This window comes from Kocuria sp. KKT182, from assembly GCF_055635395.1.
This window is the reverse complement of record NZ_CM145757.1, coordinates 1,453,379-1,476,606: the sequence shown is the minus strand read 5'-3', so window position 1 is coordinate 1,476,606 and position 23,228 is coordinate 1,453,379. Positions and strand designations below refer to the sequence as shown.

Genomic DNA, 23,228 nt, shown 5'->3' with positions numbered 1-23,228 from the left:
CTTAACAATTGCTAAGAACATGAATATCCTTGTAGCTTGAGGCGACAGCATCATCCGGCCACGTGCCAGCACTCCCCGAGCCGGCACGTCGGGACCCCCTACTCCGGATGACCAGCAGCACGACCGACCCCGCAGCGCTCCCGCCGGCGTGCCACGCCGAGGACGCTGGGAAGGACTGTGCCGCGCGCTGGTACCCCAGGGGCAGGCCCGGGGTTCTGAATGATTGAGGAGACAGACCGATATGACTGCTGTGAAGAAGTGGGTGGCCGCGGGTTCGTCGGCTGCCGTCCTGGCCGGAGGCCTGTTCCTGGGCGCCCCCGCCGCCCACGCCGACACCTGTGTGGCCCCCGCCGCCAGCACCGCGGTGACCAACCTGGTCACCGCCGCCGACCACCTCTACGACGCGGGCACGCACTTCAACTCCCTCGTCACCGACCAGGCGGTCCTGGGCCAGCTCCAGACCCAGCAGGCCGTGCTGGAGGACGCCATCGTGAACGACGCCACCGTCGACCGTGCGCAGGGCGCCTGGACCGAGATCCTGCGCCTGCAGGAGTCCTACGCGGCCTCGAGCAGCGATCCTGCCGTGGACGAGGCCTACGCGGCGAGCTCCGCCGCCGCGGCCGGCTTCCAGGCCGCCGCCGTGGACGCCCGCGCGCAGGGCGAGGTCTTCATGGAGGACGGCGCCGATCTCGTGGCGCTCTTCCAGGGCAACTGCGACGTCCTGGGCGCCGGGGGCGGCTCCGACGACTGGAGCGACTCGGACGACGGGGCCGGCACCGGCACCGACTCCGGCGTGAACCAGGGCATCAACATGCAAACCGCCGAGGAGGGCGGGCTCAGCACCGGCGTGCTGGCCGGCCTGCTGGCCGCCGGTGCGGCCGTGTCCGGGGCCGTGGCCTTCCGGGTGCGCCGCGCCCGCGCCTGATCCCGAACCGCTGACCGCCCTGGTGCCGCGCTCGCGCGGCACCAGGGCGCAGCCATTTCCCGAGCCGACCCCCGGAGGACGCCAGCATGGACGCACCCGAGCAGCAGACCGCGCCGCGCCGTCGTGCGGGCACGCGCTGGGCCGCCGTCGGCGGTCTCGGCGCCGTGGCCGCCCTGTCCGCGGTCCTGCTGACCGGCCCCTGGGGCGCGGAGGACACCGGCTCCCCGGCCCCGACGGCCACCGCGCCGGTGGAGGCATCCTCGGTGATGCCTCCGAGCGCGGCGGCCACGCGGACGCCGTCCGTCGCAGCGCCCGCCGCCGACCGGCCGGCGGCGGCGGCCCCCGTGCGGCTGACCGTCGAGGACGCCCGGTTCGACGTGACCGTCCTGCCGCTGACGCCGAGCGAGCAGGAGCTGGCCACGGAGCTGCTGGTCCCGCCGGACACCCTGGACGGCTACTGGCTCACCCCGTACGGCATGCCGGGCGAGGGCTCGGAGAACACCACGTACATCACCGGCCACAGCTGGGAGGACCGGGACGCCCCGTTCAACCGGCTGAGCGATCCCGGGCTCGTGGGCAGCGAGATCGAGCTGGAGACCGGGTCCGGGACGCTGGAGTACGTGGTGGACTCGGTGGTCACCCACGACAAGAACACCCTGAAGGACAGCGACATCTGGCGCATCGTCCCGGACCGGCTGGTCATCGTCAGCTGCTACACCGAGGACCTCTGGGGGAAGAACGTGGTGCTCACGGCGTCCCCCGCGCCGGCCTGAGCCGGAGTCCCCGGCCCCGAGCGCCGGGTCCCGGCACCGGGCGTCAGCCCAGGGCGGCGCGGACCCGCGGCACCACCTCGGCGCCCAGCAGCGTGATCGACTCGAGCACCAGGTGGTGCGGGACGCCTCCCGCGTCCATCCGGAGCAGGAGGCGCTGGTGGCCGAGCGCGCGCTGCTGCGCCACGATCTTGGCGACCACCTCGTCCACGTCCCCCACCACGAGGGTCCCGTCCGGGCCGCACTCCCGGTCGTACTCCTCCCGGGACCAGCGGGGATCCGCCGGCCCGACAGGCCCGTGGCTGCGGGCCCCCGCCGCGAAGTAGGGGTGGCTGAGCTCCCGGGCCTGCGCCGGGGTGCGCGCGACGAAGCCCGGCACGTTCAGGCCCACCGGGGTGCCGACGTCCCGGCCGGACGCCTCGAGGGCCCGCCGGTAGGCCTCGACGACGGGCACCGCCCCGGTGAAGGGGCCGTGCGTGCGCAGCAGGGCGAGGGGCAGCCCGAGGGCGCCGGCGCGGGCCACGGAGGCCGGCGTGCCGGAGCTGCCCAGCCAGATCGGCAGGCACGGCTGCAGCGGGCGCGGCTCGAGCTCGAGCTCGACGCCGTCCCGGGCGAGCGGACCGGCGAAGGTCGGGGGACTGGTCTCCCGCAGCGTGAGGAGCCGGCGCAGCTTCTCCTCGAACAGGGCGTCGTGGTCCTGCTGCTCCAGCCCGAGGGCGCGCAGCACGCGCTGCGAGGCGCCGCGGCCCACGATCATCTCGGCCCGGCCGCCGGAGATGTTGTCCAGCATGGCGATCTGCTCGTAGAGCCGCACCGGGTCCCCGGCCGTGAGCACGGAGACGGCCGTGGTGAGCCGCAGGAGGTGGGTGCGGCCGGCGATGGCGGAGAGCAGCACCACGGGGGAGGCCGCCACCACGTCCGTCCCGTGGTTCTCCCCGACGCCGATCACGGTGAGCCCGGCACGCTCCGCGGCCTCGGCCTGCTCGATGATGTCCCGCAGGCGCTGGCGGCTGTCGGGCCGGGTGCCCGTGACGGGGTCCGGGACCACCTCGCCCAGCGAGAAGATGCCGATCTCGAAGTTCATGGCGCACCTCGGCGTGCACGGGGTCTGTCCCCGGACCGGCGTCCCGGTCCCGGAGCCCGCGCCGGAGGCCCGGCCCGGACGCCCAGTCTAGTGCGCGCCCGCGGTCCGGTCTTGAGCCGGCAGTGAAATCCTGTGCCCCCGGACGGCTCTGCCTCTACGCTGGAGGGCATGGCTACTGTTGACATCACCCAGGACACCCTGGGCCAGACCATCGCCGAGAACGACATCGTCCTGCTCGACTGGTGGGCCGAGTGGTGCGGACCCTGCAAGCAGTTCGCACCGACCTACGAGGCCGCCTCGGAGAAGCACGAGGACATCGTCTTCGGGAAGGTCGACACCGAGGAGCAGCAGATGCTCGCCGCGTCGGCCCAGATCTCCTCGATCCCTACGCTCATGGCCTTCCGCGAGGGCATCCTGGTCTTCTCCCAGCCGGGCGCCCTGCCCGCCTCCGCCCTCGACCAGGTCATCGACGCCGTCAAGGGCCTCGACATGGAAGAGGTCCGCGCCGAGGTCGCCAAGCAGTCCCAGGACGCGCCCAACGCCTGACCCCTCCCGCACCACCGCGCCGGGCCCCGCCTCTTCCGTGAGGCGGGGCCCGGCGTCGTCGTGCCCCCGGGTGCGGGGGCACGGGGGTGCCGGGGCAGCTCAGACGAGGCCCGTGACGCCGAGCAGGGAGCCCACGGCGAACGTGGCGACGAGGGCGAGGGCGCCGCCGACGACGACGCGCAGGGCCGCGCGACCTGTCTGCGGCGTGCCCCCGAGACGGGCCCCGAGCCAGCCGGTCAGGGCGAGCGCCGCGAGCACGGCGACGAACGTCACGGGGAGCCGCCACTCCTCCGGCGGCAGCAGGATCGCCAGGAGCGGCAGCAGGGCGCCGAGTAGGAAGGACAGCGCGGAGGCGACCGCCGCGTTCCAGGGGCTGACGATGTCCTCCGCGTCGATGTTGAGCTCGGCGTCGAGGTGCGCGGCCAGGGCGTCGTGCTCGGTCAGCTCCTCCGCGACCCGCCGTGCGGTGTCCTCGGAGAGTCCCTTGGCCTGGTAGATCTCGGCGAGCTCCTGCAGCTCCGCCTCGGGCATCTCGGCGAGCTCCCGCTCCTCCTTCTCGATCAGGGCCCGGTGCGAGTCCGACTGGCTGGAGACGGAGACGTACTCGCCCAGGGCCATGGACAGGGCCCCGCCCACGAGCGCGGCGGCGCCCGCGGTGAGGATCGCGCTCGAGCTGGCGGTGGCGCCCGCGACGCCGACGACCGTCGCGGCGACCGAGACGATGCCGTCGTTGGCGCCCAGCACCCCGGCCCGCAGCTTGTTCATCCGCTCGGTGTAGCCCACGCCGTGGGGCTCCTGGATCACGTGTTCGGTGGTCATGGCTCCATTGAACGCCCGCCGGTGCGGCCGTGCCAGCAAGGACAGGATGTCCTCACCGGCACGCGCCGGAGGGCCACCGGCGCTCACCGGCGCCGGTGGTCCTCCGGGTGCAGCCGCGGAGCGAACGAGGGCTTGCGGAAGCCGGAGGCCCGCAGCAGGCGCACGACCCGCTGCCGGTCGCCCCGCCACGGCTCCAGCAGCTCCAGCATCCGGCGGTCGTCGCCGGGACGCCGGTCGAAGAACCAGCACACGGTGTCCGCGAGGTGGAAGTCGAAGACGCTGACCGAGTCCGGGTCCCCGTGCGTGCACTGGACGATCTCCGCGACCGTCCAGGGCCCCAGGCCGGGGATCGAGCGCAGCCCCCGGTGCAGCTCGGCGTCCAGCGGGGCCCGGCCCAGGCGCTCCAGGGCGGCGGCCCGTCCGGCCACGCGGCGGACGGTGGCGGCCCGGGCGCCGTCGACCCCCGCCCGGTGCCACTCCCACACGGGCACCCGGCACCACGCCTCGGCGGTCGGGGCGATCCGCATCCCCTCCGGCGCCGGACCGGGGGCGGGTTCGCCGTGGCGCCGGACGAGCTGCCGGTGGGCCGCCACGGCCTCGCGGACGGTGACGCGCTGCTCGAGCACCGAGAGCACGGCGCGGTCCAGCACCCGGCCGGTCGAGGGCAGCCGCAGCCCCGGGTGGTGGTGCCGGGCGACGCGCAGCCGGTGGGGGAGCGCGCCGAAGGCGTCCGAGGCCTCGAACCGCTCCCACGCGTCCTCCGCGCCCGCCCAGCGCGGGGCCTCCAGCAGGAACTGCTCGGCGCCCGGTCCCCACGCGCGCACGCGCACGGGCCGCTGCAGGGGCCGGCCGGCGCCGGTGCGGGAGAACAGCGCCGTGACCGGGCCCGCCGGCGTCCGGGCGGTGACCCACACGGCGTCGGGCGCCGCGACCCGGACCAGGGGATCGGCGCTGCCGCGGCCCAGCACGCCGAGCGTCTGGCCCAGGTGCAGCGCGCCCTCGGGGTCCCACACGAGCTCGGCGTCCGGGGCCACCGGGAGCCGGCGGGCGGGCGGGGGAGCGGTGACGGCCATGAGACCATGATGGCAGTCCTGTCCGACGGCGCCCCCCGCCACCGAGGAGGCCATGCCCGCCACCGCGCTCCGCCGCGCCGCCCCGCCGGCCCGTCCCGCGCCGCTGACCGGGCGGGCGCGGCTGGTGCCGCTGGGCGTGGGGCTCCTCGTGCTCGTCCTGTACGTGTGGTGGTCCCTGCTCCAGTGGCACCGCTGGGAGGTCCCGTCCTGGGACCTGGGGATCTTCACCCAGCTCGCCAAGTCCTACGCCGCCGGGGACGGCCCGGTCGTGCACATCAAGGGCCACGGCGCGAACCTGCTGGGCGACCACTTCCACCCGATCCTGGTGCTGCTGGGGCCGGTCTACGCGCTGTTCCCGTCCGCGCTGACCCTCCTCGTGGTCCAGGACGTCCTCGTGGCCGTCTCCGCGGGGGCACTGACGGGCTTCGCGGTCCGGGCGCTGGGCCCGGGCCCGGGCGCGGCCCTGGGGCTCGCCTACGGGATCAGCTTCGGGCTGCAGGCCGCCGTCGCGGTGCAGTTCCACGAGGTGGCCTTCGCCCTGCCGCTGCTGGTCCTCGCCCTCGGCTGCCTGGTGGAGCGGCGGTGGACGGCGGCCGCGCTGTGGGCCGCCCCCGTCGCGTTCGTCAAGGAGGACCTGGGCGTCACGGTCGCGGTGCTCGGCCTGGTGATCGCCTGGCGGGCGCACCGCGAGGCGGACGGGGACCGGCGCCCGGTGGCGCTGGGGCTCGCCCTCGCCGCGTGGGGCGCGGCCTGGTCGGCGCTCGCGGTGACCGTGGTGCTGCCCGCCCTGAGCCCGGACGGCCGGTTCGCGTACGCGGACCGGCTGGACCTCGCGGCGGTGGCGGCCGACCCCGCCGGGGCCCTGGTCTCCCTGGTGCTGCCGGGCCAGAAGGCGCTCACCTGGCTGGCCGTGCTGGCGGTGGGCGTGGTGGTCGCCGTGCGCTCGCCGCTGGCGCTCGTGGCGCTGCCCACGCTGCTCTGGCGGATGCTCTCGCCGAACCACGGCTACTGGGGCACGGGCTGGCACTACAGCGCCGTCCTCATGCCCATTGTCTTCGTCGCCCTGCTCGACGCCGTGCTGCGGCTGCGCGGCGGACGCCTCCGGCGGCTCGCCCGGGCCGCGCCGGCACTGGCGCTCGTCGTCGCGCTCCTGCTGGTCCCGGGGCGCCCGCTGGCCGACCTCGTGGACCCCGCCGCCTACCGTCCGGACCCCCGGGCGGGCGCCAAGGCCGCGGTCGTCGCGGCCGTCCCCGAGGGGGCGAGCGTGGCCACGGACCTGACCCTCCTGCACCACCTCGTGCCCGGCGCGCAGGTGCACTGGCTGGGGTCGGAGGGCGATCCCGCCTCCGACTACGTGGTGGTCGACCGGCTCGGGGCCGCGTGGGGCGGGAACCCGCCGGGGGACGTGGCCGGCTGGGCCCGGCAGCGCTACGGCGCCGGCTACACCGAGGTGCGTGACGAGAAGCACCTCGTGCTGGTGCGCCGCCGGGGCTGACCGCGCCGTCGCGTGCGCTAGAGTGGACGGACCGAATCCGGTCACTCCCTCACTTTCTCGTGCAACGCGATGCCGTCCGCGCATCGTGTTCGGCCGCGGCCCGTGCCGCGCCGAGTCCGACGCTCCCGCCCCGTGCGGGGCTCCAAGTGGTTGGCAGGGACGTCCGGACACCACGACCGTGGCCGACGCCCCTGGGCATGCTCCCGGGCCGCCACCCGCACAGATAACGAGGCACTTCTCCATGACCGTCGACACCCCCAGCACCCCCGGCACCGCCGAGGAGCACACCATCACCTTCGCCGAGCTCGGCATCGACTCCCGGGTGCTCGCCACCCTGGACGAGGTCGGCTACGAGAACCCCACGCCCATCCAGGCCGCCACCATCCCGGTGCTGCTGCAGGGCAAGGACGTGGTGGGCCTGGCCCAGACCGGCACCGGCAAGACCGCGGCCTTCGCCGTGCCCGCGCTGTCCCGGCTCGCCGAGCTCTCCGACGTCAACGGCGTCTCCCGCGACACCCAGGTCCTGGTGCTCGCCCCGACCCGCGAGCTCGCCCTCCAGGTCGGCGAGGCGTTCTCCTCCTACGCCACCCACCTCGAGGACTTCACCGTCCTGCCGGTCTACGGCGGCTCCCCCTACGGTCCGCAGCTGGCCGGGCTGCGCCGCGGCGCCCAGGTGGTCGTCGGCACGCCCGGCCGCGTGATCGACCACCTCAAGAAGGGGTCCCTGGACCTGTCCCACCTGCAGTACGTGGTCCTCGACGAGGCCGACGAGATGCTGCGCATGGGCTTCGCCGAGGACGTCGAGCAGATCCTCTCGCAGACGCCCGTCGAGAAGCAGGTCGCCCTGTTCTCCGCGACCATGCCCCCCGCGATCCGCAAGATCGCCAAGCAGTACCTGCGGGACCCGCAGGAGATCGCCGTCAAGGGCAAGACCACTACGGGCACCAACACCCGGCAGCGGTACCTGCAGGTCATGGGCTCCCACAAGATGGAGGCCATGACCCGCATCCTCGAGGTCGGGGACTACGACGGCGTCATCGTCTTCGTGCGCACCAAGGCCGCCACCGAGGAGGTCGCCGACCGGCTCAAGGCCCGCGGCTACGCGGCCGCCGCGATCAACGGCGACATCCCGCAGAACATGCGCGAGCGCACGGTCGAGGCCCTGCGCGAGGGCAAGATCGACGTCCTCGTGGCCACGGACGTCGCGGCCCGCGGGCTCGACGTCGAGCGCATCTCGCTCGTGGTCAACTACGACATCCCGCACGACACCGAGTCCTACGTGCACCGGATCGGGCGCACCGGCCGCGCCGGGCGCTCCGGCGAGGCGATCCTGTTCATGACCCCGCGGGAGAAGTACCTGCTGCGCGCGATCGAGAAGGCCACCCGCCAGCCGGTGGAGCTCATGCGCATGCCCTCCACGGAGGACGTGAACCAGACCCGCAAGGACAAGTTCGCCCAGCAGATCACGGACACCATGGAGTCCGAGGACCTCGGCCAGTTCCGCGAGCTCGTCGAGCAGTACCAGGCGGAGCACGACGTCGACGCCGTGGAGATCGCCGCCGCGATCGCCGTGATGGCCCAGGACGGGCGGCCCTTCTTCGTGGAGGAGCTGCCCGAGCCGGTGCAGCGCACCCGCGACCGGGACCGTCCGGGGCGGGACGGCGACGACCGTCCGCGCCGCGAGCCGCGCACCGAGAAGGGCATGGCCACCTACCGGATGTCCGTCGGCCACCGGCACCGCGTCTCGCCGGGCTCCGTGGTGGGGGCCCTCACCAACGAGGGCGGGCTGAGCGGCGAGCAGATCGGGGCGATCGACATCCGCTCGACCCACACCCTCGTGGGCCTGCCCGAGAACCTGCCCGCCTCCACCCTGGACCGGCTCTCCCGCACGCGCATCAACGGTGAGCTCATCCAGCTCGAGGCCGACCGCGGCCCGGGCGCCGGCGCCCGGACCCGACCCCGCAGCACCTCGTCCTCCTACCAGGACCGCCCCCGCCGCGGCGGCGGCGCCCGGGGCGACGACTCCCGCGGCGGCTACCAGGGCAAGCGCTCCGGGTACTCCGCGGGCGACCGGGACGGCGAGAAGCCGTTCCGCAAGCCGCGCAGCAAGAAGTACTGAGCCCGGGGGCAGGACCCCGGACCGGGAGGAGGGACGGGCCGCACGGCCCGTCCCTCCTTCATCTGCCTCTCACGTGCCGTCGATAGGCTGGGGCGCATGTCGGGCGCGCGGTGGGAGAGGGTGCGGACGGAGCTGCGGTCCGTGCGCAGCCGGGTGCTCGCCACGACCATCGCCTTCCTGGCGGTCGCCCTCCTCGCCGTGGGCGGGATCACCCACTACCTGCGCCTGGTGGACCTCGACGAGTCCGTGCGCCAGGACATCGTCCAGGAGGCGGGGGAGCTGCAGCGGCTCGCGCAGCGCGGACCGCTCGGCCCGGACGCCTCCCTCTCGGAGGACCTGGACGCCACGGCCGAGGAGCCGTTCACGGACCTGCCGCAGCTCTTCTACACCTTCATGACCACCACGGTGCCCGGGGAGCACGAGAGCATCCTCGCGCTCGTCGGCGGCGAGCCGGCGTTCGAGCACGCCGACCGGTCACGGTTCCAGCTCGACGCCCCCGCCACGCTCGCCGCGGCCGTGGAGCGGGCCCGGCCCGGGCAGACCGTCGTCTTCGACCTCGAGCAGGACGGCCGGACGCTCCGTCTCGGCGTCATCTCGGTGGTCCTGGACGAGGACCCGCGCCAGGGCTACCTCGTGGTCGGCTTCGACATGAGCGCCCAGCGCCGGATCGTGCTGGACTCGCTGTGGCGCTACCTCGGCATCGCCGCCCTCACGACGGTCGTGGCGGGGCTGGTGGCCTACGTCCTGGTGGGCCGGGTCACCGCCCCGATCACCCGCCTGCGCCGGGCCACGGAGCAGATCAGCCCGGACGACCTGGGGCGACGCGTTCCCGTCACGCAGGACGACTCGGACGTGGGCCAGCTCGCCGTGAACTTCAACGGCATGCTCAGCCGGATCGAGGCGGCCTTCGTCCAGCAGCGCCAGTTCCTCGACGACGCCGCGCACGAGCTGCGCACCCCCCTGACCATCCTGCACGGCAACCTCGAGCTGATGGACGAGCACGACCCCGCCGACGTCGAGGAGACCCGGGCGATGCTCCTCGACGAGATCGAGCGGATGAACCGCCTCGTGGAGGACCTGCTGCTGCTCGCCAAGGCCCAGCGCGCCGACTTCATCCGCCCCGGCCCCGTGGACGTCCCCGCCTGGCTCGACGACACGATGGACCGGCTGCGCGCGCTGGGGGACCGGCGCTGGGAGCTCGAGGCGCGGGCCGAGGGGCAGGTCGTGGCCGACGCGCAGCGGCTCACCCAGGCGGTCGTGCAGCTCGCCGCCAACGCGGTGAAGTTCTCCGCCCCCGGGGACATCGTGGCCCTCGGCGCCGCCTGGGCCACCGGGCCCGCCGCGCCCGGCGAGGACACCCCCGCGCGCAGCCTCGAGGTGTGGGTCCGGGACACCGGCGTGGGCGTGGCCCCGGAGGACCAGCAGCGGATCTTCGAGCGCTTCGGCCGGGCCGAGACCGGGCGCACCGTGGAGGGCTCCGGGCTCGGCCTCGCGATCGTGGCCGCCATCGCCCACGGGCACGGCGGGACCGTGGGGCTGCGGTCGAGCCCCGGCCGCGGCGCCACGTTCACGCTCCGGCTGCCGGAGTCCCCGCCCGCCGCGGCCCCGGTCCCCCCGTCCGGTGCCGCCGGGTCCGGTGCCGCGGTGCCTCCGGCCCCCGTGCCCGGTCCCGACCTCAGCCCCGCACCCTCCAGGAAGTAGAGGCACCCCATGGCCAGCATCCTCATCGCCGAGGACGAGGAGCGCATCGCGCGCTTCATCCAGAAGGGCCTGCGCGCCGCGGGCTACACGACCACCGTGGTCGAGGACGGCACGAGCGCCCTCGACCACGCGAGCACCGGGGAGTTCGACCTGCTCGTCCTCGACGTGGGTCTGCCGGGCATGGACGGCTTCCAGGTGCTCTCGGTGCTGCGGTCCCTGGGCTTCTCGATCCCCGTGATCATGTGCACCGCCCGCGACTCGGTCGAGGACACCGTCGCGGGGCTGGAGCAGGGGGCCGACGACTACCTCGCGAAGCCGTTCCGGTTCCAGGAGCTGCTGGCCCGCGTCCGGGCCCGGCTCCGGGACCGCGCGGTGGCCGAGCAGACCCACGACGGGCTGCGCTACGGCGGGCTCGCCCTCGACGTCGGGACCCGGTGCGCGGTGCTCGAGGACCGGCAGGTCGAGCTCTCCGCCCGGGAGTTCGCCATGGCCAGGGCGTTCCTCGAGAGCCCCGGTCAGGTGCTCACGCGCGAGCAGCTGCTGAACAAGGTCTGGGGCTACGACTTCGACGGCTCGTCCAACGTGGTGGACGTCTACGTCCGCTACCTGCGCAACAAGCTCGGCGCGGAGCGCATCGTCACCGTGCGCGGAGCCGGCTACCGCCTCGCCAAGCTCTGATCGGCACCGGCCCGGTAGGGTGATCCGGGGCACGGCCCCGGCCACCCGACGGACCGATCTGACGAGGAACCAGCATGAGCGAAGCGAACGAGAAGTCTTTCGCGGCCCACCGCGCCCGCACGGACGACGACGGCGGGGCGCCCGCCAAGTGGAAGATCGTCGGCCCAGGCCTGGTGGTCGCCGCCACGGGCGTCGGCGCCGCCGACATGGTCGCCACCCTGGTCGCCGGGTCCCGGTACGGGTACGGACTGCTGTGGGCGGTGATCCTCGGCGTGATCCTCAAGATCATCCTCGTGGAGGGCGCCGGGCGCTTCACCCTGGCCACCGGCAGGACGATCTTCGAGGGCTGGCGGTCACTGGGCCGGTGGACCACCTGGTACTTCGGCCCGTACATCATGATCTGGGGCTTCGTCTACGGCGCCACCGCGATGTCCTCGGCGGCGCTGCCCCTCGCGGCGGTGTTCCCCGTCCTGCCCCTGTGGGCCTGGGCGATCATCATGGGGCTGCTCGGGTTCGTCATGGTGTGGTTCGGGAAGTACTCCTTCTTCGAGAAGGTCACCGCAGCCCTGGTCGGCCTGATGTTCGTCACCGTGGTGGGGCTGGCGGTCATCGCCGCCCCCAACATCCCCGAGATGCTGACGGGCCTGGTGCCCGTCATCCCGGAGGGCGGCGTGCTCTACACGCTGGCGCTCGCCGGGGGCGTGGGCGGCACCATCACGCTCGCGGCCTACGGCTACTGGCTGCGCGAGAAGGGGTGGTACACGCCCAAGTGGATGCGCGTCATGCGGATCGACAACTCCATGGCCTACGTCGTGACGGGGGTCTTCGTCATCGCCATGCTCGTGGTGGGCGCCGAGGTGGTCCGCTCCGCCGGGGTGGCGCTCAGCTCCGGTGACGAGGGCCTGCTCGACCTCTACGCCGTGCTGCGCGCGGAGTACGGCGACGTGGTCGGCACCGGCTTCCTCATCGGCTTCTGGGCCGCGTCCTTCTCCTCGATCATCGGCGTCTGGAACGGCGTCTCCCTCATGTTCGCGGACTTCTGGGGCAACATCCGCGGCAAGGAGTCCGGCCACCCCGACACCCGGGTGGGCGGCAAGTACTTCCGCTTCTACGTGCTGTGGCTGACGTTCCCGCCCATGGTCCTCTTCGCCCTGGGGCAGCCGATCGGCCTGATCCTGGCCTACGGCGTCCTCGGCTCGCTGTTCATGCCGTTCCTCGCCCTCACGCTGCTGGGCCTGCTCAACGGCAGCCGGATCCCGAAGGAGTGGGCCAACAAGCTCCACACCAACATCGCCCTGGGCATCACGGCCCTGCTCTTCGCCGTCCTGGGCGGCCAGCAGCTGGTCAAGGCGGTCGCGCCGGTCTTCGGCGGCTGAGCCGGCCCGCGGCCGGTCCACGCGGGCGGACCGGCCCGCCGGGGCCTCCGGGCCGGTCCCGGCGGGCCGGGCGTCCGCAGATGAGAACCTTTTCATCGACGGCTCATGTTCTCATCATGTCCCTCGGCCACAGTGGGCGGCAGCCGCACCGGCGCCGGACCCGCCGGCGCTGATCCCCCGAGGAGGACACGATGAGCGACGACGAGCTGCGGGTGGTGCTGTACTCGCACGACTCCCAGGGCCTGGGCCACACCCGCCGGAACCTGGCCCTCGCCCGGTCCCTCGCCCAGCACCTGCCGGCGCTGACGGGGCGCCCGGTGACGGGCATGCTGCTGACCGGCATCGACGCCGCCACGTCCTACGGGCGCCCCGACGGCTTCGACTGGGTGGTGCTGCCCGGGATCCGCAAGGGCGCGGGCGGCTACGCGCCCCGCAACCTCTCCGTGGACATGCGCCACCTGACCGCCCTGCGCTCCGGGATGGTGGACGCCGCGCTCACGGCCTTCCGCCCGCACCTCGTCGTCGTCGACCGCCACGCCTGGGGGGTGGACCGGGAGCTGCTGGAGCCGCTGCGCAGGCTCCGGGACCGGAGCCCCGGCACGGCGGTGGTCCTCGGCCTGCGCGAGGTCCTCGACGAGCCCGCGGCCGCGGCCCGCGAGTGGGCCGCGCTCGGGGACCTGGACCCCGTGCGGGAGGTCTACGACCAGATCTGGGTGTACGGCGACCGCGCGGTGCACGACCCGGTGGCCTCCGGCGAGATCCCCGCCGAGCTCGCCGACCTGGTCCGCCACACCGGCTACCTCGCCACCGGCCGGGCCGCCGGACGGCGCACGAGCGGCGTGGACCGCCCCTACGTCCTCACCATGGCCGGCGGGGGCTCCGACGGCCACCGCCTGACCCTCGCGGCGGCGCGCGCCCGGGTGCCCCACGGCCACCGGCACGTGGTGATCACGGGTCCGCAGATGCCGGAGGAGCACGCCGAGCAGGTGCGCGCCGCCGCCGTGCCGGGCACCCTCGTCCTGCCGTCCGTGCCCGACGCGCTCGCGGAGGTGGTGGACGCGAGCGCGGTGGTGTCGATGGGCGGCTACAACTCGGTCGCCGAGATCCTCACCACGAACACCCCCGCGCTCCTGGTCCCGCGCGACCGGCCCCGGCAGGAGCAGCTGATCCGGGCCCGCGCCCTCCAGGCCCACGGCGCGGTGGACGTGCTGACCGCCGACGCCCTCACCGGCGCCGCGCTCAGCGGCTGGCTGCACCGCGTGGTGGGCACCGTGCGCCTGCGCCGGCACCTGGCGCTCGACGGACTGCACGCCGTGCCCGTCCTCGCGGCGCGGCTCCTGCCCGCGGGCCCGCCGCCGGAGCCCGCGCAGGCCGTGCCGGCCCGTGCCGGAGGCCTCCGGTGAGCGGCCACCGCATCGGCTACGTGCTGAAGGTCTACCCCCGCTTCTCGGAGACCTTCGTGGTCACCGAGGTCCTGGCCCGGGAGGCCCAGGGCGAGGACCTCACGATCTTCGCCCTCCGGCACAGCACCGACCCGCGCTTCCACCCCGAGCTGGCCCGCGTCCAGGCACCGGTCCACCACGTGGAGCGCCCCGAGCGGGCCTCCGCCGGCTGGGCCGTCCTGGCCCGCGCGGCGGAGGTGGTCCCCGGCTTCGGCCCCCGCTTCGCCGCCCTGCTCCCGGAGCTGGCCGGCACGGAGGCCTCCGAGGTCCACCAGGGGGTGGCGCTGGCCACCCGGGTCGTGGAGCAGGGCATCACGCACCTGCACGCGCACTTCGCGACCCTCGCCGCGCACGTCGCCGAGATCGCCTCCCGGCTCACGGGGGTGCCGTTCTCCGTGACGACCCACGCGAAGGACATCTTCCACGAGTCCGTGGACCCCGCCCGGCTGCGCCGCACCCTCGAGCGGGCGGAGCACGTGGTGGCGATCTCCGAGTACAACCGGCGGCACCTGGCCTCCGCGTTCCCCGCGCACGCGCACCGGCTGCGGCTCGTGCGCAACGGCCTGGAGCTCGCCCGCTTCCCCTACCGGGACCCCGCGCCCGTGGGGGAGACCCTGCGGGTCGTGGCCGTGGGGCGGCTCGTGGAGAAGAAGGGCTTCGACCGCCTCGTGCGGGCGGCCGCCCGGTACCGGGAGCAGGGCGGGCGGCTGTCCGTCACCGTCGCCGGCGGCGGCGAGCTGGAGGGGCCGCTGCGCGCCCTGGTCGCGGAGCTCGGCGCCGGGGACGTCGTCGACCTCGTCGGGCCCCGCACCCAGGCCGAGGTCGGCCGGCTGCTGCGCGCCGCGGACGTCTTCGCGGCCCCGTGCACGGTGGGCGCCGACGGCAACGCCGACGGCCTGCCCACCGTGCTGCTCGAGGCGATGGCCATGGGCGTGCCCGTGATCGCGAGCGACGTCACCGGCATCCCCGAGGTGGTCCGCAACGCGGCCCCGCGCACCGGGGTCCTCGTCCCCGCCGACGACGACGACGCCCTGCTCGGCGCGCTCGCCGCGGTCGCCGACCCCGGATTCGACCGGGTGGGCGCCGCCCGGGCCGCCCGCGCCCTCGTGACCCGGGACTACGACTCGACCGGCCAGGCCGCCGCCCTGCAGGCGCTGCTGCCCCCGCCGGTCCCGGACCGAGCGGAGCCCGACCCGGCCCGGGGCCCTGTCCGGCACGCCGCACGCCCCCCGGAGGCCCCGAGCCTGCTGCCGCCCCGGGGCCGGACCCGAGAGCCCGCCCCGGCCCCTGCCCGAGCCGCCGACCCCGTCCCAGGACCCGTCCCCCTCCGCGAAGGAGCCGACCGCTGATGCGTCTCGCCTACGTCTGCGCCGACCCCGGCGTCCCCGTGTTCGGCACCAAGGGCGCCTCCGTCCACGTCCAGGAGATCCTGCGCGCCTGGCGCGCCCGCGGCGCCGAGGTCCGCCTCTACGCCACCCGGGTCGGCGACGACGTCCCCGCCGACCTCGCCGACGTCCCGGTCGTCCACGTCCCGGTCCCGGCGGCCCCCGCGTCCGCCGCTCCCGGCCGCGCCGCGCGCGTCGCGGCCCGGGAGCGGGCCCAGGCGGACGCCGCCCGCCGGATCACGGAGCGGGTCGTCGCCGACGGCGCCGACGCGGTGCACGAGCGGCACTCCCTGTTCTCGACCGCCCTGGCCGGGATCACCGGCGCGCTCGGCGTCCCGGGCGTCCTCGAGGTGAACTCGCCGCTGATCGACGAGCAGCGGACCCACCGCGACCTCGTGGACGGGGCGGCCGCCCGCGCCGCGCTCGCCGCGCAGGTCGCCGCCGCCGAGCGCACGGCCTGCGTCTCCGAGCCGGTCGCCCGCTGGGTGGAGCGGACCGTGGCCGACACCGGCGGGCCGGCCGGCCGGGTCCTGGTCGCCCCCAACGGGGTGAACGTGGAGCGCATCCGTCCGTGCCGCGACTCCGCCGCCCGGGGACCGGACCCCGTGTCGCCGGTCGTCGTGTTCGTCGGCACGCTCAAGCCCTGGCACGGCGTGGAGCACCTGATCCGGGCCCGCGCGGAGGCCGCCGCCGACTGGCGCCTGCGCGTGGTGGGGGACGGCCCCCAGCGGGCGTCCCTCGAGGAGCTGGCCGCCGAGCTGGGCGTCGACGCCGAGTTCACCGGCGCGGTGCCCCCCGCCGCGGTGCCCGGGCTGCTGGCCGACTGCGCCGTGGCCGTCGCGCCCTATCCCGCCACGGAGGACGCCGCGGACCAGTACTTCTCGCCGCTGAAGATCTACGAGTACGCCGCCGCGGCCCTGCCGGTCGTCGCGTCCCGCGTGGGCCAGGTGCCGGCCGCGGTCGAGGACGGGGTGACCGGGCTGCTCGTGGCGCCCTCGGACCCCACCGCGCTGGCCGGCGCCGTCGACGCGCTGGTGGCCGATCCCGGCCGGCGGCGTGCCCTGGGACGCGCCGGCCGCCGCGACGCGGTCGCCCGGCGCTCCTGGACCGCGGTGCTCGACGGCATCCTCGCCGGCACGGACCTCGCCCCTCCGGATCCCACCGGCACGCGACCCCGCAGCGGCGCCGCACCGCGCCCGGCCGCACCGGGAGCACTGCAGGGAGCGCCGCGGTGAGCGGGGGCAGGCGGCTCGACCGCAGGGCCCTCCGGCGCACCCTCGGGCTGCTCACCCCGCACCTGCGCGAGCACCGGCTGCTCGCCGCGGGCGGCGTCGTGGTGCTCCTGGCCGAGGTGGCCTTCCGCGTGCTCGAGCCGTGGCCGCTGAAGATCGTCGTCGACGCCGTGTCCCTCTCCCTCGGCGCCGACAACGTCGACCCGTGGATCCCGGAGGCCTCGTGGCAGCTGCTCGCGGCCGCCGGGCTGGCCACGGTCGCGGTGGTGGGGTTCCGCGCGCTCGCCAACTACCTCGCCACGGTCGCGTTCGCCCTCGTCGGCTCCCGGGTCTCCACCGCTCTGCGCGCACGGGTGTTCGCGCACGTCCAGGCGCTGTCGGACCGCTACCACTCGGTCTCCCGGGCCGGGGACACGGTCCAGCGCCTCGTCTCGGACATCGGCAAGCTCCAGGAGGTGGCCGTCACCGCGGGCCTGCCGCTGCTGGCCAACGTCATCACGCTCGTGGTCATGTGCACGGTGATGCTCTTCCTCGACTGGCTCCTGGCCCTCGTGGTGGTCGTGGCGATCCTGGCCTTCCTGCTGGTGGGCCGAGGGTCCTCCGGGCGGATCACCGAGGCCTCGCGCCGGACCCGGCAGGGGGAGGGCGCGCTGGCGAACACCGCCCACGAGTCCCTCGGCGCGATCCGCACCGTCCAGGCCTACGGGCTGGAGGAGCACATGGCCGGCTCCTTCGGCCGCGCCAACCGGCAGGCTCTCACCCAGGGCGTGCAGTCCCGCCGTCTGGCCGCCGCGCTCGAGCGGGCCACGGACGTGATCGTGGGCGTGGCCACCGCGGCCGTGATCTTCGGCGGCGGCCTGCGGGTGCTCGAGGGCGCCATGAGCCTGGGCGACCTGGTCCTGTTCACGACCTATCTCAAGACGTGCATGAAGCCCCTGCGGGACATGGCCAAGTACACCGGGCGCATCGCCCGCGCCGCGGCCTCCGGGGAGCGGGTGGCCGACCTCGTGGCGGAGCCCGTGGACGTGCGGGAGGCCTCGGGCGCCCTGGTCCTGCCCGGGGTGCGCGGGGAGATCGCCCTCCACCACGTGGACGCCGCGTACGGGGACCCGGAGCACGGCGGGCGCACCGTGCTGCGCGACGTCGACCTCGTGATCCCGGCGGGCCAGCACGTCGCCGTCGTCGGCCCGTCCGGCTCCGGGAAGTCGACCCTCGTCTCCCTGCTGGTGCGGATGATGGACCCGGTCGCCGGGTCCGTGACCCTCGACGGCCACGACCTGCGCGCCCTGAGCCTCGGCACGGTGCGCGGCAGCACCGCCCTGCTGCTGCAGGACTCCGTCCTCTTCCACGGCACCGTGCGGGAGAACATCCGGCTCGGCCGCCCGGGGGCCACCGACGCCGAGGTCGAGGCCGCCGCGTCCGCCGCCCAGGCCCACGAGTTCGTGACGGCGTTCCCGCAGGGCTACGACACCCCGGTGGGGGAGCGCGGCTCGACCGTCTCGGGCGGGCAGCGCCAGCGGCTGGCCATCGCGCGCGCCCTGCTGCGGGACGCACCCGTCGTGCTGCTCGACGAGGCCACCACCGGACTCGACCCCCGGTCCGCCCGGGACGTGCTGGACGCCCTCGGGCGCCTGGTCCGCGGCCGCACGTCCCTGGCGGTGACCCACGACGCCGCCCTCGCGCTCGCCGCCGACCGCGTGCTGTGGGTCCAGGACGGGCGCATCCTGCTCGACGGCGCCCCCGAGGAGCTGCTCGCCCGGCCGGACGGCGTGTTCGCCGCGTGGGTCGAGCAGCAGCGGGCGCAGGACCGCCGGGAGGTCCGCTCGTGACGCTGCACCTGCCCGACTCCTGGGAGAGCCTGCCCGCGCTCGCCGCGGTCCTCGACCCCGGCCGGCTCACCGAGCTCTTCGGCCACCAGCTCGGCGGCCCGCTGCGCACCAGCCACCTGCGCTACAAGCCCGGCGTCTCGGTCGTGGCCCGCGTGGACGCCGGGACCACGGGCGCGGTGCACTGGGTCGCCGCCTACGCCCCCGCCGGGGACGGGGGGGACAAGCTCGAGAAGGTCCTGGCCCGCGCCGCGCGGGACGGCCGGCCGGCGCCCGTGCTGGTCGCGGACGTGCCGGGACGCCCCGGTCACCGTCTGGCCGTGGGGACGATCAGCACGGACCCCGAGCTGCGGCGCGCGCTCGCCGTGCTCGGGCCGGACCGGGCCCGGCGGCTCGGGCAGCCGGGGGACCCCGCCCGGCTGCTGCGCTACAACCCCCGCCGCCGCGCGGTCCTCACGGGCGCCGACAGCGGCGGGGCCGGCCGGGTCACGAAGCTCACCGCCGGCCCCGCCCCCGCAGACCCGGTGCTGCTGACCCGGCTCGCCGCCGCCGGGATCCCGGTGCTCGCCCCGGTGCCCGTCCCCGGCCTCCCCGTGTCACCGCACGTGCTGCACTACCCCTGGTTCGGGGACGGCGACCTCGCGGCCCGCGCCGCGGCCCCGGACGGCCCAGGCCCCGGCACCGGACCCGGAGGGCCCGTGCTCCAGGCCGCCGCCGCCGCGGGCACGGCACTGGCGCAGCTGCACGAGCGTGGACCGGCGCTCCTCGGCCCCGCACGGGTCGGCGCCCCCCTGGACGCGGGCCGGAAGCTGCGCTCGCTGGCCGCCGACCTGTCCGCCCTCGACCGGCGGTCGGGCGTCCGCTGCGCCCGGACCGGCCGGGTCGTGGCCGAGGCCCTGGCGGACCGCACCGGGGCCCCCGTGCGGATGCTGCACGGGGACTTCTCCGCGGACCAGGTGCTCGTGCGCGGCGACGGGGGCCCGGGGGCGCCGGAGCTCCGGCTCGCCGACCTCGACCGGGTCCGCACCGGCACGGCGGCCGACGACCTCGGCAGCTTCCTCGCCGTGGAGCTCCTCGGCCCGGGCGCCGAACAGCCCCCCGCCGCAGCCGAGGAGCTGTCCCTGACGGGCGCCCTGCTGCGCGGGTACGGGTCCGGGGCGGCGCTGCCGCCGTGGCCCGAGATCCTGGCCTGGGCCGCGTTCCACGTCCTCGCCCGGAGCATGGAGCCCTTCCGCTCGGCCGCCGCCGACTGGCGGGAGCGCACGGACCGGCGGATCGAGCTCGCGCAGCGGCTGGTGGATCAGGTGCAGCGGGCGCCGGTGACCCCCACACTCGCGCCGGAGTCCGTGCCGTCCGCGCCGGGCGCCCCGCCGTCCGTGCCGCGCGGCGCCGTGCCCGCCGACCGTGTGCCCGCGGGCCCCGTGCCTGCCGACCCTGTGCCCGCCGGCGGGGATCCGGTGCACGTCGTGGACTCCGGCAGTGGGCACGTCCCGCGGACCCGCCCCGTGCGCGTGCCGGAGACCGTGCCGGACGCCGACGGGCGGCCGCTGCGGGTGCGCCGCGCCTGGCCGGCGGACGGCACCCGGCTCGTGCTCGAGCTCGAGGACGAGCACGGACGCGTTCGCGCGGGCGAGGCGGCCCCCGGCGCGGGGCGGCCGTGGGCCGTCCGCGTCCTGCCCCACGGCGAGGACCCCCGCCTCCCCGGACTCGCCGCGGCGGCCGCGGCCGGCGGCCGGGTGGTCGTGCACCGGCACCGCCGGCGGGCGGTGGTCGGCACCCCGGACCGCTTCGTCAAGTTCCTGGCCCGCGGCCGGGCCGCCCGGGTCGCCGAGCTGTCCGACCGGCTCCACGGGCTGGGCACGGCGGCGGGCTTCGCCGTGCCCGCCGTCCTGGCCCGGGCCGAGGACCGGGTCGAGTTCTCCGTCCTGCCCGGCCGGAGCCTGCACGAGCTGGGGGCCGCGGGACGGAACGACGCCTACCGTGCCGCCTGGGCGGAGTGGGCGCGGTGCTGGCCGGCCCTGGCCACCGCCGCGCCGGGCACGGAGCCGCTGCCCGCGCACACGGCCGAGGACGAGGCCCGCACGCTGGCCCGCTGGGCCGGCCGGCTCGAGGCGTTCCCGGATCTGCTCGAGGCCCCGCCGGGGGCGGTCGCCGCACGGGCACGGCGGATCGGGGCGGAGCTCTCGGCCCTGCCCGCCGACCGGCGGGGCCGGGTCGTGCTGCACCGGGACCTGCACGACCAGCAGCTGCTCTTCGACGGCGCACGGCTGGGGCTCCTGGACTTCGACACCGCGGCCCTCGGCGAGCCCGAGCTCGACCTCGCGAACCTCTCCGTGCACCTGGAGCTGCGCGCGGCGCAGGGCCTGCTCGACCCCGCGCTCCGGGCGGCGGGACAGGAGGCCGTGACCGCGGTGGCCCGGGTGCTGGGCGCCGACCCCGGCCGTCTCGCCGTGCACGCCGAGGCGACCCGGCTGCGGCTCGCCTGCGTCTACGCGTTCCGCCCGCGGTGGCGCGCTGTGGCGCAGGACCTGCTCGACGGGCTGCGTTCCTGAGAGGGCTCTCATGTTCTCATGCCCCCCTCAACCGGTTCCGGGACACTGGTGGGCATGAGGATCCTCTGGTCGGCAGTCTCCCTCCTGGTCGTCGCGGGCCTGGCGCTCCTGCTGTGGAACGCGGCGAGCGGCACGGACCGCGTGGAGGTCGTGCGCGGCGGTGTCTCCGTGAGCGGCAGCCCCCCTCCGGGACCGTCGGCCGGCACGGCGCCGCCGGCCGGGGACCCGTCGTCGTCGCCGTCCCCCACCGGCCCCGCGCAGGACGGGGGAGACGCCCCGGGACCGGACCGCGGGGACGCGGGGGGCTCCGCGGTGCCGGTCCCTCCGGTCGAGCCGCCGCCGGCCCCGCCCGCCCCGCCGGCCGTCCCCGCACCCCCGGCCCAGGTCCCGCTGCCCGTGCAGCCCGCCCCGCTCGACGACGACTGGGACGACGACCGGGACGACGACCGGGACGACGACGTGGACGACTGAGCGCCGGGTCCGGGGCGCCTGCCGGCCGTGTCGGGGCGCCCCGGCCCGGGCGGGCGGGACGGCGCCGACGGGCCGGAGAACCCTGTCCGATCCAGGGCCGGCAGGACGGCTCCGGAGGTGCTGGAGAGGGGTGCCCGGCGATTTTGGTTCTCCCGAAACGTGCTGGTAGAGTCTTCGTCGTTGCCCCGATAGCTCAGTGGTAGAGCGCCATCTTGGTAAGATGGAGGTCCCGGGATCGATTCCCGGTCGGGGCTCTCGTGATGAGATCCTGTGGCCCGGCCGTCAAGGCCGTCAGCCGCGGTGTCCCATCCCTCTGGCGGTGTAGCTCAGCTGGTTAGAGCGCACGACTCATAATCGTGAGGTCGACGGATCGAGCCCGTCCACCGCTACGGCGAAAAGCCCGTGACCCTCCGGTCACGGGCTTTTGTCGTCCCCGGGCCGGTCCGGCACCGGCCCCTCGATCCGGCACCCCGTCCAGGACCCGACGCAGGTCCGGGCGGACCGGTCACGGCGAGCGCAGCGGATCCCGGCGGCCACGGCGCAGGCCGATCTCGTAGGCGGTGAAGACGGCGAGCGTCAGCGCGACCAGCGGCAGGACGAACCACGCCATGGTCCACGTGAACCCCTCCAGGGCGTCGTGCTCGGTGGCCGCGAGCACCACGTAGCCGGTGTAGGCGGCGTACAGGGCCACGAACAGGGCGCCCTCCCAGCGGGCCACCGCGAACCCGGTGAACGCGATGGGGAGCAGGGCGACCGCGGCGGCCAGCATCACCGGGATGTCGAGGGCCACCGCGGCACCGGACACCGGGATGCCCCCGGGGGAGATCAGCGCCGGCAGGCCGAGCACCACCCCGATGTTGAAGATGTTGCTGCCCACCACGTTGCCCACGGCCAGGTCGCGCTCACCGCGGCGCACCGCGATGACGGAGGTCGCCAGCTCGGGCAGCGATGTCCCGACGGCCACCACGGTCAGCCCGACCACCAGGCTGCTGACCCCCAGCGACGTGGCGATGCTCACCGCCCCCTCGACGAGCAGGGTCGCGCCGGCGACCAGCAGGGCGATCCCCAGCACCACGAGCAGCACGGACCGGGGGACCGAGGCCGGGGGCGGCTCCTCCTCGGTCCTGACGTCCTCGGCACCGCCGGTGCCGCCGCCGGCTCCGCGGTCCCCGGACGGCGCCGCCGCGGGGACGGGGGCACCGCGCCGGCCGATCACGACGGTCAGCACCGTGTGCAGCACCACGGCGGCGAGAAGGACCACTCCGTCCACCGCGCCGATCCGCCCGTCGAGGGACACGAGCAGCAGCCCGATCGACAGCACGACCATCCAGGGGAGGTCGAAGCGCACCAGCCGCTGCTTCACCGCCAGGGGAACGACGAGGGCGGAGAGCCCGAGGATGAGCAGGACGTTGACGATGTTGCTGCCGACCACGTTCCCGACGGCCAGGCCCGGCTCGTCGCGCAGCACGGCGCCGACGGTGACGGCGAGCTCCGGCGCCGACGTGGCGGCCGAGACCACGGTGAGCCCGACCACGAGGGAGGAGATCCCCACCCGCCGGGCGAGCGCGGACGCCCCCCGCACCAGGAGTTCTCCGCCGAGAACCAGCAGCGCCAGCCCTGCGACGATCCGGCCGACGTCCAGGAGATCCATGGGCAGGAGTGTACGTGCCCCGGACGGCGGCGCCCGGCGGGGCGGGGCGCGCCGCCGTAGACTGGACGGGTCCCGCCGCCCGC

General features: G+C 75.6%; 18 protein-coding genes and 2 tRNA genes. 16 read left to right on the top strand and 4 right to left on the bottom strand.

Going from position 1 to position 23,228, the window contains the following annotated elements; translation table 11 throughout:
* Window positions 1–241 precede the first annotated feature (241 nt).
* Entirely contained in the window at window positions 242–925 is a 684-nt protein-coding gene (locus ACZ2G1_RS06820) for a hypothetical protein (protein WP_470377599.1), read from the top strand.
* An 86-nt stretch (window positions 926–1,011) separates the two neighbouring features.
* Window positions 1,012–1,698 (top strand): class F sortase, encoded by a 687-nt coding sequence (locus ACZ2G1_RS06815; RefSeq protein ID WP_126350301.1) that lies wholly within the window; start codon window positions 1,012–1,014, stop codon window positions 1,696–1,698.
* Window positions 1,699–1,741: 43 nt separating this feature from the next.
* On the opposite strand, the gene ACZ2G1_RS06810 is transcribed toward ACZ2G1_RS06815, so the two are convergent.
* Window positions 1,742–2,779 carry an LLM class flavin-dependent oxidoreductase gene (locus ACZ2G1_RS06810; RefSeq protein ID WP_109221996.1) on the bottom strand — a complete coding sequence of 346 codons (1,038 nt, stop codon included), beginning with the start codon at window positions 2,777–2,779 and terminating at the stop codon, window positions 1,742–1,744.
* Between the two features lie 168 nt (window positions 2,780–2,947).
* Here ACZ2G1_RS06810 and trxA point away from each other — a divergent pair, with 168 nt between their 5' ends.
* A complete protein-coding gene (gene trxA / locus ACZ2G1_RS06805; RefSeq protein ID WP_035924949.1) occupies window positions 2,948–3,325 on the top strand; it encodes a thioredoxin in 378 nt (125 codons plus the stop codon).
* 99 nt (window positions 3,326–3,424) lie between these two features.
* Here trxA and ACZ2G1_RS06800 read toward each other — a convergent pair whose 3' ends face one another.
* Window positions 3,425–4,144: a VIT1/CCC1 transporter family protein gene (locus tag ACZ2G1_RS06800; protein WP_109221997.1), complete on the bottom strand. Its 720-nt coding sequence runs from the start codon at window positions 4,142–4,144 to the stop codon at window positions 3,425–3,427.
* Window positions 4,145–4,227: 83 nt separating this feature from the next.
* On the bottom strand, window positions 4,228–5,217 hold the full coding sequence (locus ACZ2G1_RS06795; RefSeq protein ID WP_017834261.1) for a DNA-3-methyladenine glycosylase family protein: 990 nt from the start codon (window positions 5,215–5,217) through the stop codon (window positions 4,228–4,230).
* Window positions 5,218–5,269: 52 nt separating this feature from the next.
* Here ACZ2G1_RS06795 and ACZ2G1_RS06790 point away from each other — a divergent pair, with 52 nt between their 5' ends.
* The 13 genes from ACZ2G1_RS06790 to ACZ2G1_RS06730 all read left to right on the top strand — a co-directional run bounded on the left by ACZ2G1_RS06790 (window position 5,270) and on the right by ACZ2G1_RS06730 (window position 21,883).
* Window positions 5,270–6,712 (top strand): DUF2079 domain-containing protein, encoded by a 1,443-nt coding sequence (locus ACZ2G1_RS06790; RefSeq protein WP_470377598.1) that lies wholly within the window; start codon window positions 5,270–5,272, stop codon window positions 6,710–6,712.
* Window positions 6,713–6,890: 178 nt separating this feature from the next.
* Window positions 6,891–8,831 carry a DEAD/DEAH box helicase gene (locus ACZ2G1_RS06785; protein WP_370658560.1) on the top strand — a complete coding sequence of 647 codons (1,941 nt, stop codon included), beginning with the start codon at window positions 6,891–6,893 and terminating at the stop codon, window positions 8,829–8,831.
* Between the two features lie 96 nt (window positions 8,832–8,927).
* Entirely contained in the window at window positions 8,928–10,532 is a 1,605-nt protein-coding gene (locus tag ACZ2G1_RS06780; RefSeq protein WP_146200251.1) for a sensor histidine kinase, read from the top strand.
* Window positions 10,533–10,541: 9 nt separating this feature from the next.
* Window positions 10,542–11,210, top strand: coding sequence for a response regulator transcription factor (locus tag ACZ2G1_RS06775; protein ID WP_470377597.1), 669 nt, complete (start codon window positions 10,542–10,544; stop codon window positions 11,208–11,210).
* Window positions 11,211–11,284: 74 nt separating this feature from the next.
* Window positions 11,285–12,586: an Nramp family divalent metal transporter gene (locus ACZ2G1_RS06770; protein WP_017834256.1), complete on the top strand. Its 1,302-nt coding sequence runs from the start codon at window positions 11,285–11,287 to the stop codon at window positions 12,584–12,586.
* Window positions 12,587–12,777: 191 nt separating this feature from the next.
* Window positions 12,778–13,989, top strand: coding sequence for a glycosyltransferase family protein (locus tag ACZ2G1_RS06765; protein WP_144836164.1), 1,212 nt, complete (start codon window positions 12,778–12,780; stop codon window positions 13,987–13,989).
* Window positions 13,986–15,377: a glycosyltransferase gene (locus ACZ2G1_RS06760; protein ID WP_470377596.1), complete on the top strand. Its 1,392-nt coding sequence runs from the start codon at window positions 13,986–13,988 to the stop codon at window positions 15,375–15,377. Before ACZ2G1_RS06765 ends, ACZ2G1_RS06760 begins: the two co-directional genes overlap by 4 nt.
* Complete coding sequence (locus ACZ2G1_RS06755) at window positions 15,377–16,648, top strand: glycosyltransferase family 4 protein (RefSeq protein WP_095651596.1); 1,272 nt, start codon at window positions 15,377–15,379, stop codon at window positions 16,646–16,648. The genes ACZ2G1_RS06760 and ACZ2G1_RS06755 overlap by 1 nt, the downstream gene beginning before the upstream one ends.
* Window positions 16,645–18,474 carry an ABC transporter ATP-binding protein gene (locus ACZ2G1_RS06750; protein ID WP_272026032.1) on the top strand — a complete coding sequence of 610 codons (1,830 nt, stop codon included), beginning with the start codon at window positions 16,645–16,647 and terminating at the stop codon, window positions 18,472–18,474. The genes ACZ2G1_RS06755 and ACZ2G1_RS06750 overlap by 4 nt, the downstream gene beginning before the upstream one ends.
* Window positions 18,471–21,023: a phosphotransferase gene (locus tag ACZ2G1_RS06745; protein ID WP_470377595.1), complete on the top strand. Its 2,553-nt coding sequence runs from the start codon at window positions 18,471–18,473 to the stop codon at window positions 21,021–21,023. The genes ACZ2G1_RS06750 and ACZ2G1_RS06745 overlap by 4 nt, the downstream gene beginning before the upstream one ends.
* A 54-nt stretch (window positions 21,024–21,077) precedes the next feature.
* Complete coding sequence (locus tag ACZ2G1_RS06740) at window positions 21,078–21,494, top strand: hypothetical protein (RefSeq protein ID WP_115162910.1); 417 nt, start codon at window positions 21,078–21,080, stop codon at window positions 21,492–21,494.
* A gap of 182 nt (window positions 21,495–21,676) precedes the next feature.
* A tRNA-Thr gene (locus ACZ2G1_RS06735) sits at window positions 21,677–21,748 on the top strand.
* 61 nt (window positions 21,749–21,809) lie between these two features.
* Window positions 21,810–21,883: transfer RNA gene (locus ACZ2G1_RS06730), tRNA-Met, on the top strand.
* 116 nt (window positions 21,884–21,999) lie between these two features.
* Here the strand turns inward: ACZ2G1_RS06730 and ACZ2G1_RS06725 are convergent.
* The gene (locus ACZ2G1_RS06725; protein ID WP_035924927.1) at window positions 22,000–23,145 is read right to left on the bottom strand and encodes a calcium/sodium antiporter; all 1,146 of its coding nucleotides are present in this window, start codon (window positions 23,143–23,145) and stop codon (window positions 22,000–22,002) included.
* Window positions 23,146–23,228 lie beyond the last annotated feature (83 nt).

Coding starts and splice junctions, on each gene's coding strand:
- ACZ2G1_RS06800 (WP_109221997.1), bottom strand. CDS start 4,144: ATGACCACCGAACACGTGATCCAGGAGCCCCACGGCGTGGGCTACACC.
- ACZ2G1_RS06780 (WP_146200251.1), top strand. CDS start 8,928: ATGTCGGGCGCGCGGTGGGAGAGGGTGCGGACGGAGCTGCGGTCCGTG.
- ACZ2G1_RS06820 (WP_470377599.1), top strand. CDS start 242: ATGACTGCTGTGAAGAAGTGGGTGGCCGCGGGTTCGTCGGCTGCCGTC.
- trxA (WP_035924949.1), top strand. CDS start 2,948: ATGGCTACTGTTGACATCACCCAGGACACCCTGGGCCAGACCATCGCC.
- ACZ2G1_RS06755 (WP_095651596.1), top strand. CDS start 15,377: ATGCGTCTCGCCTACGTCTGCGCCGACCCCGGCGTCCCCGTGTTCGGC.
- ACZ2G1_RS06775 (WP_470377597.1), top strand. CDS start 10,542: ATGGCCAGCATCCTCATCGCCGAGGACGAGGAGCGCATCGCGCGCTTC.
- ACZ2G1_RS06770 (WP_017834256.1), top strand. CDS start 11,285: ATGAGCGAAGCGAACGAGAAGTCTTTCGCGGCCCACCGCGCCCGCACG.
- ACZ2G1_RS06725 (WP_035924927.1), bottom strand. CDS start 23,145: ATGGATCTCCTGGACGTCGGCCGGATCGTCGCAGGGCTGGCGCTGCTG.
- ACZ2G1_RS06815 (WP_126350301.1), top strand. CDS start 1,012: ATGGACGCACCCGAGCAGCAGACCGCGCCGCGCCGTCGTGCGGGCACG.
- ACZ2G1_RS06765 (WP_144836164.1), top strand. CDS start 12,778: ATGAGCGACGACGAGCTGCGGGTGGTGCTGTACTCGCACGACTCCCAG.
- ACZ2G1_RS06810 (WP_109221996.1), bottom strand. CDS start 2,779: ATGAACTTCGAGATCGGCATCTTCTCGCTGGGCGAGGTGGTCCCGGAC.
- ACZ2G1_RS06795 (WP_017834261.1), bottom strand. CDS start 5,217: ATGGCCGTCACCGCTCCCCCGCCCGCCCGCCGGCTCCCGGTGGCCCCG.
- ACZ2G1_RS06740 (WP_115162910.1), top strand. CDS start 21,078: ATGAGGATCCTCTGGTCGGCAGTCTCCCTCCTGGTCGTCGCGGGCCTG.
- ACZ2G1_RS06790 (WP_470377598.1), top strand. CDS start 5,270: ATGCCCGCCACCGCGCTCCGCCGCGCCGCCCCGCCGGCCCGTCCCGCG.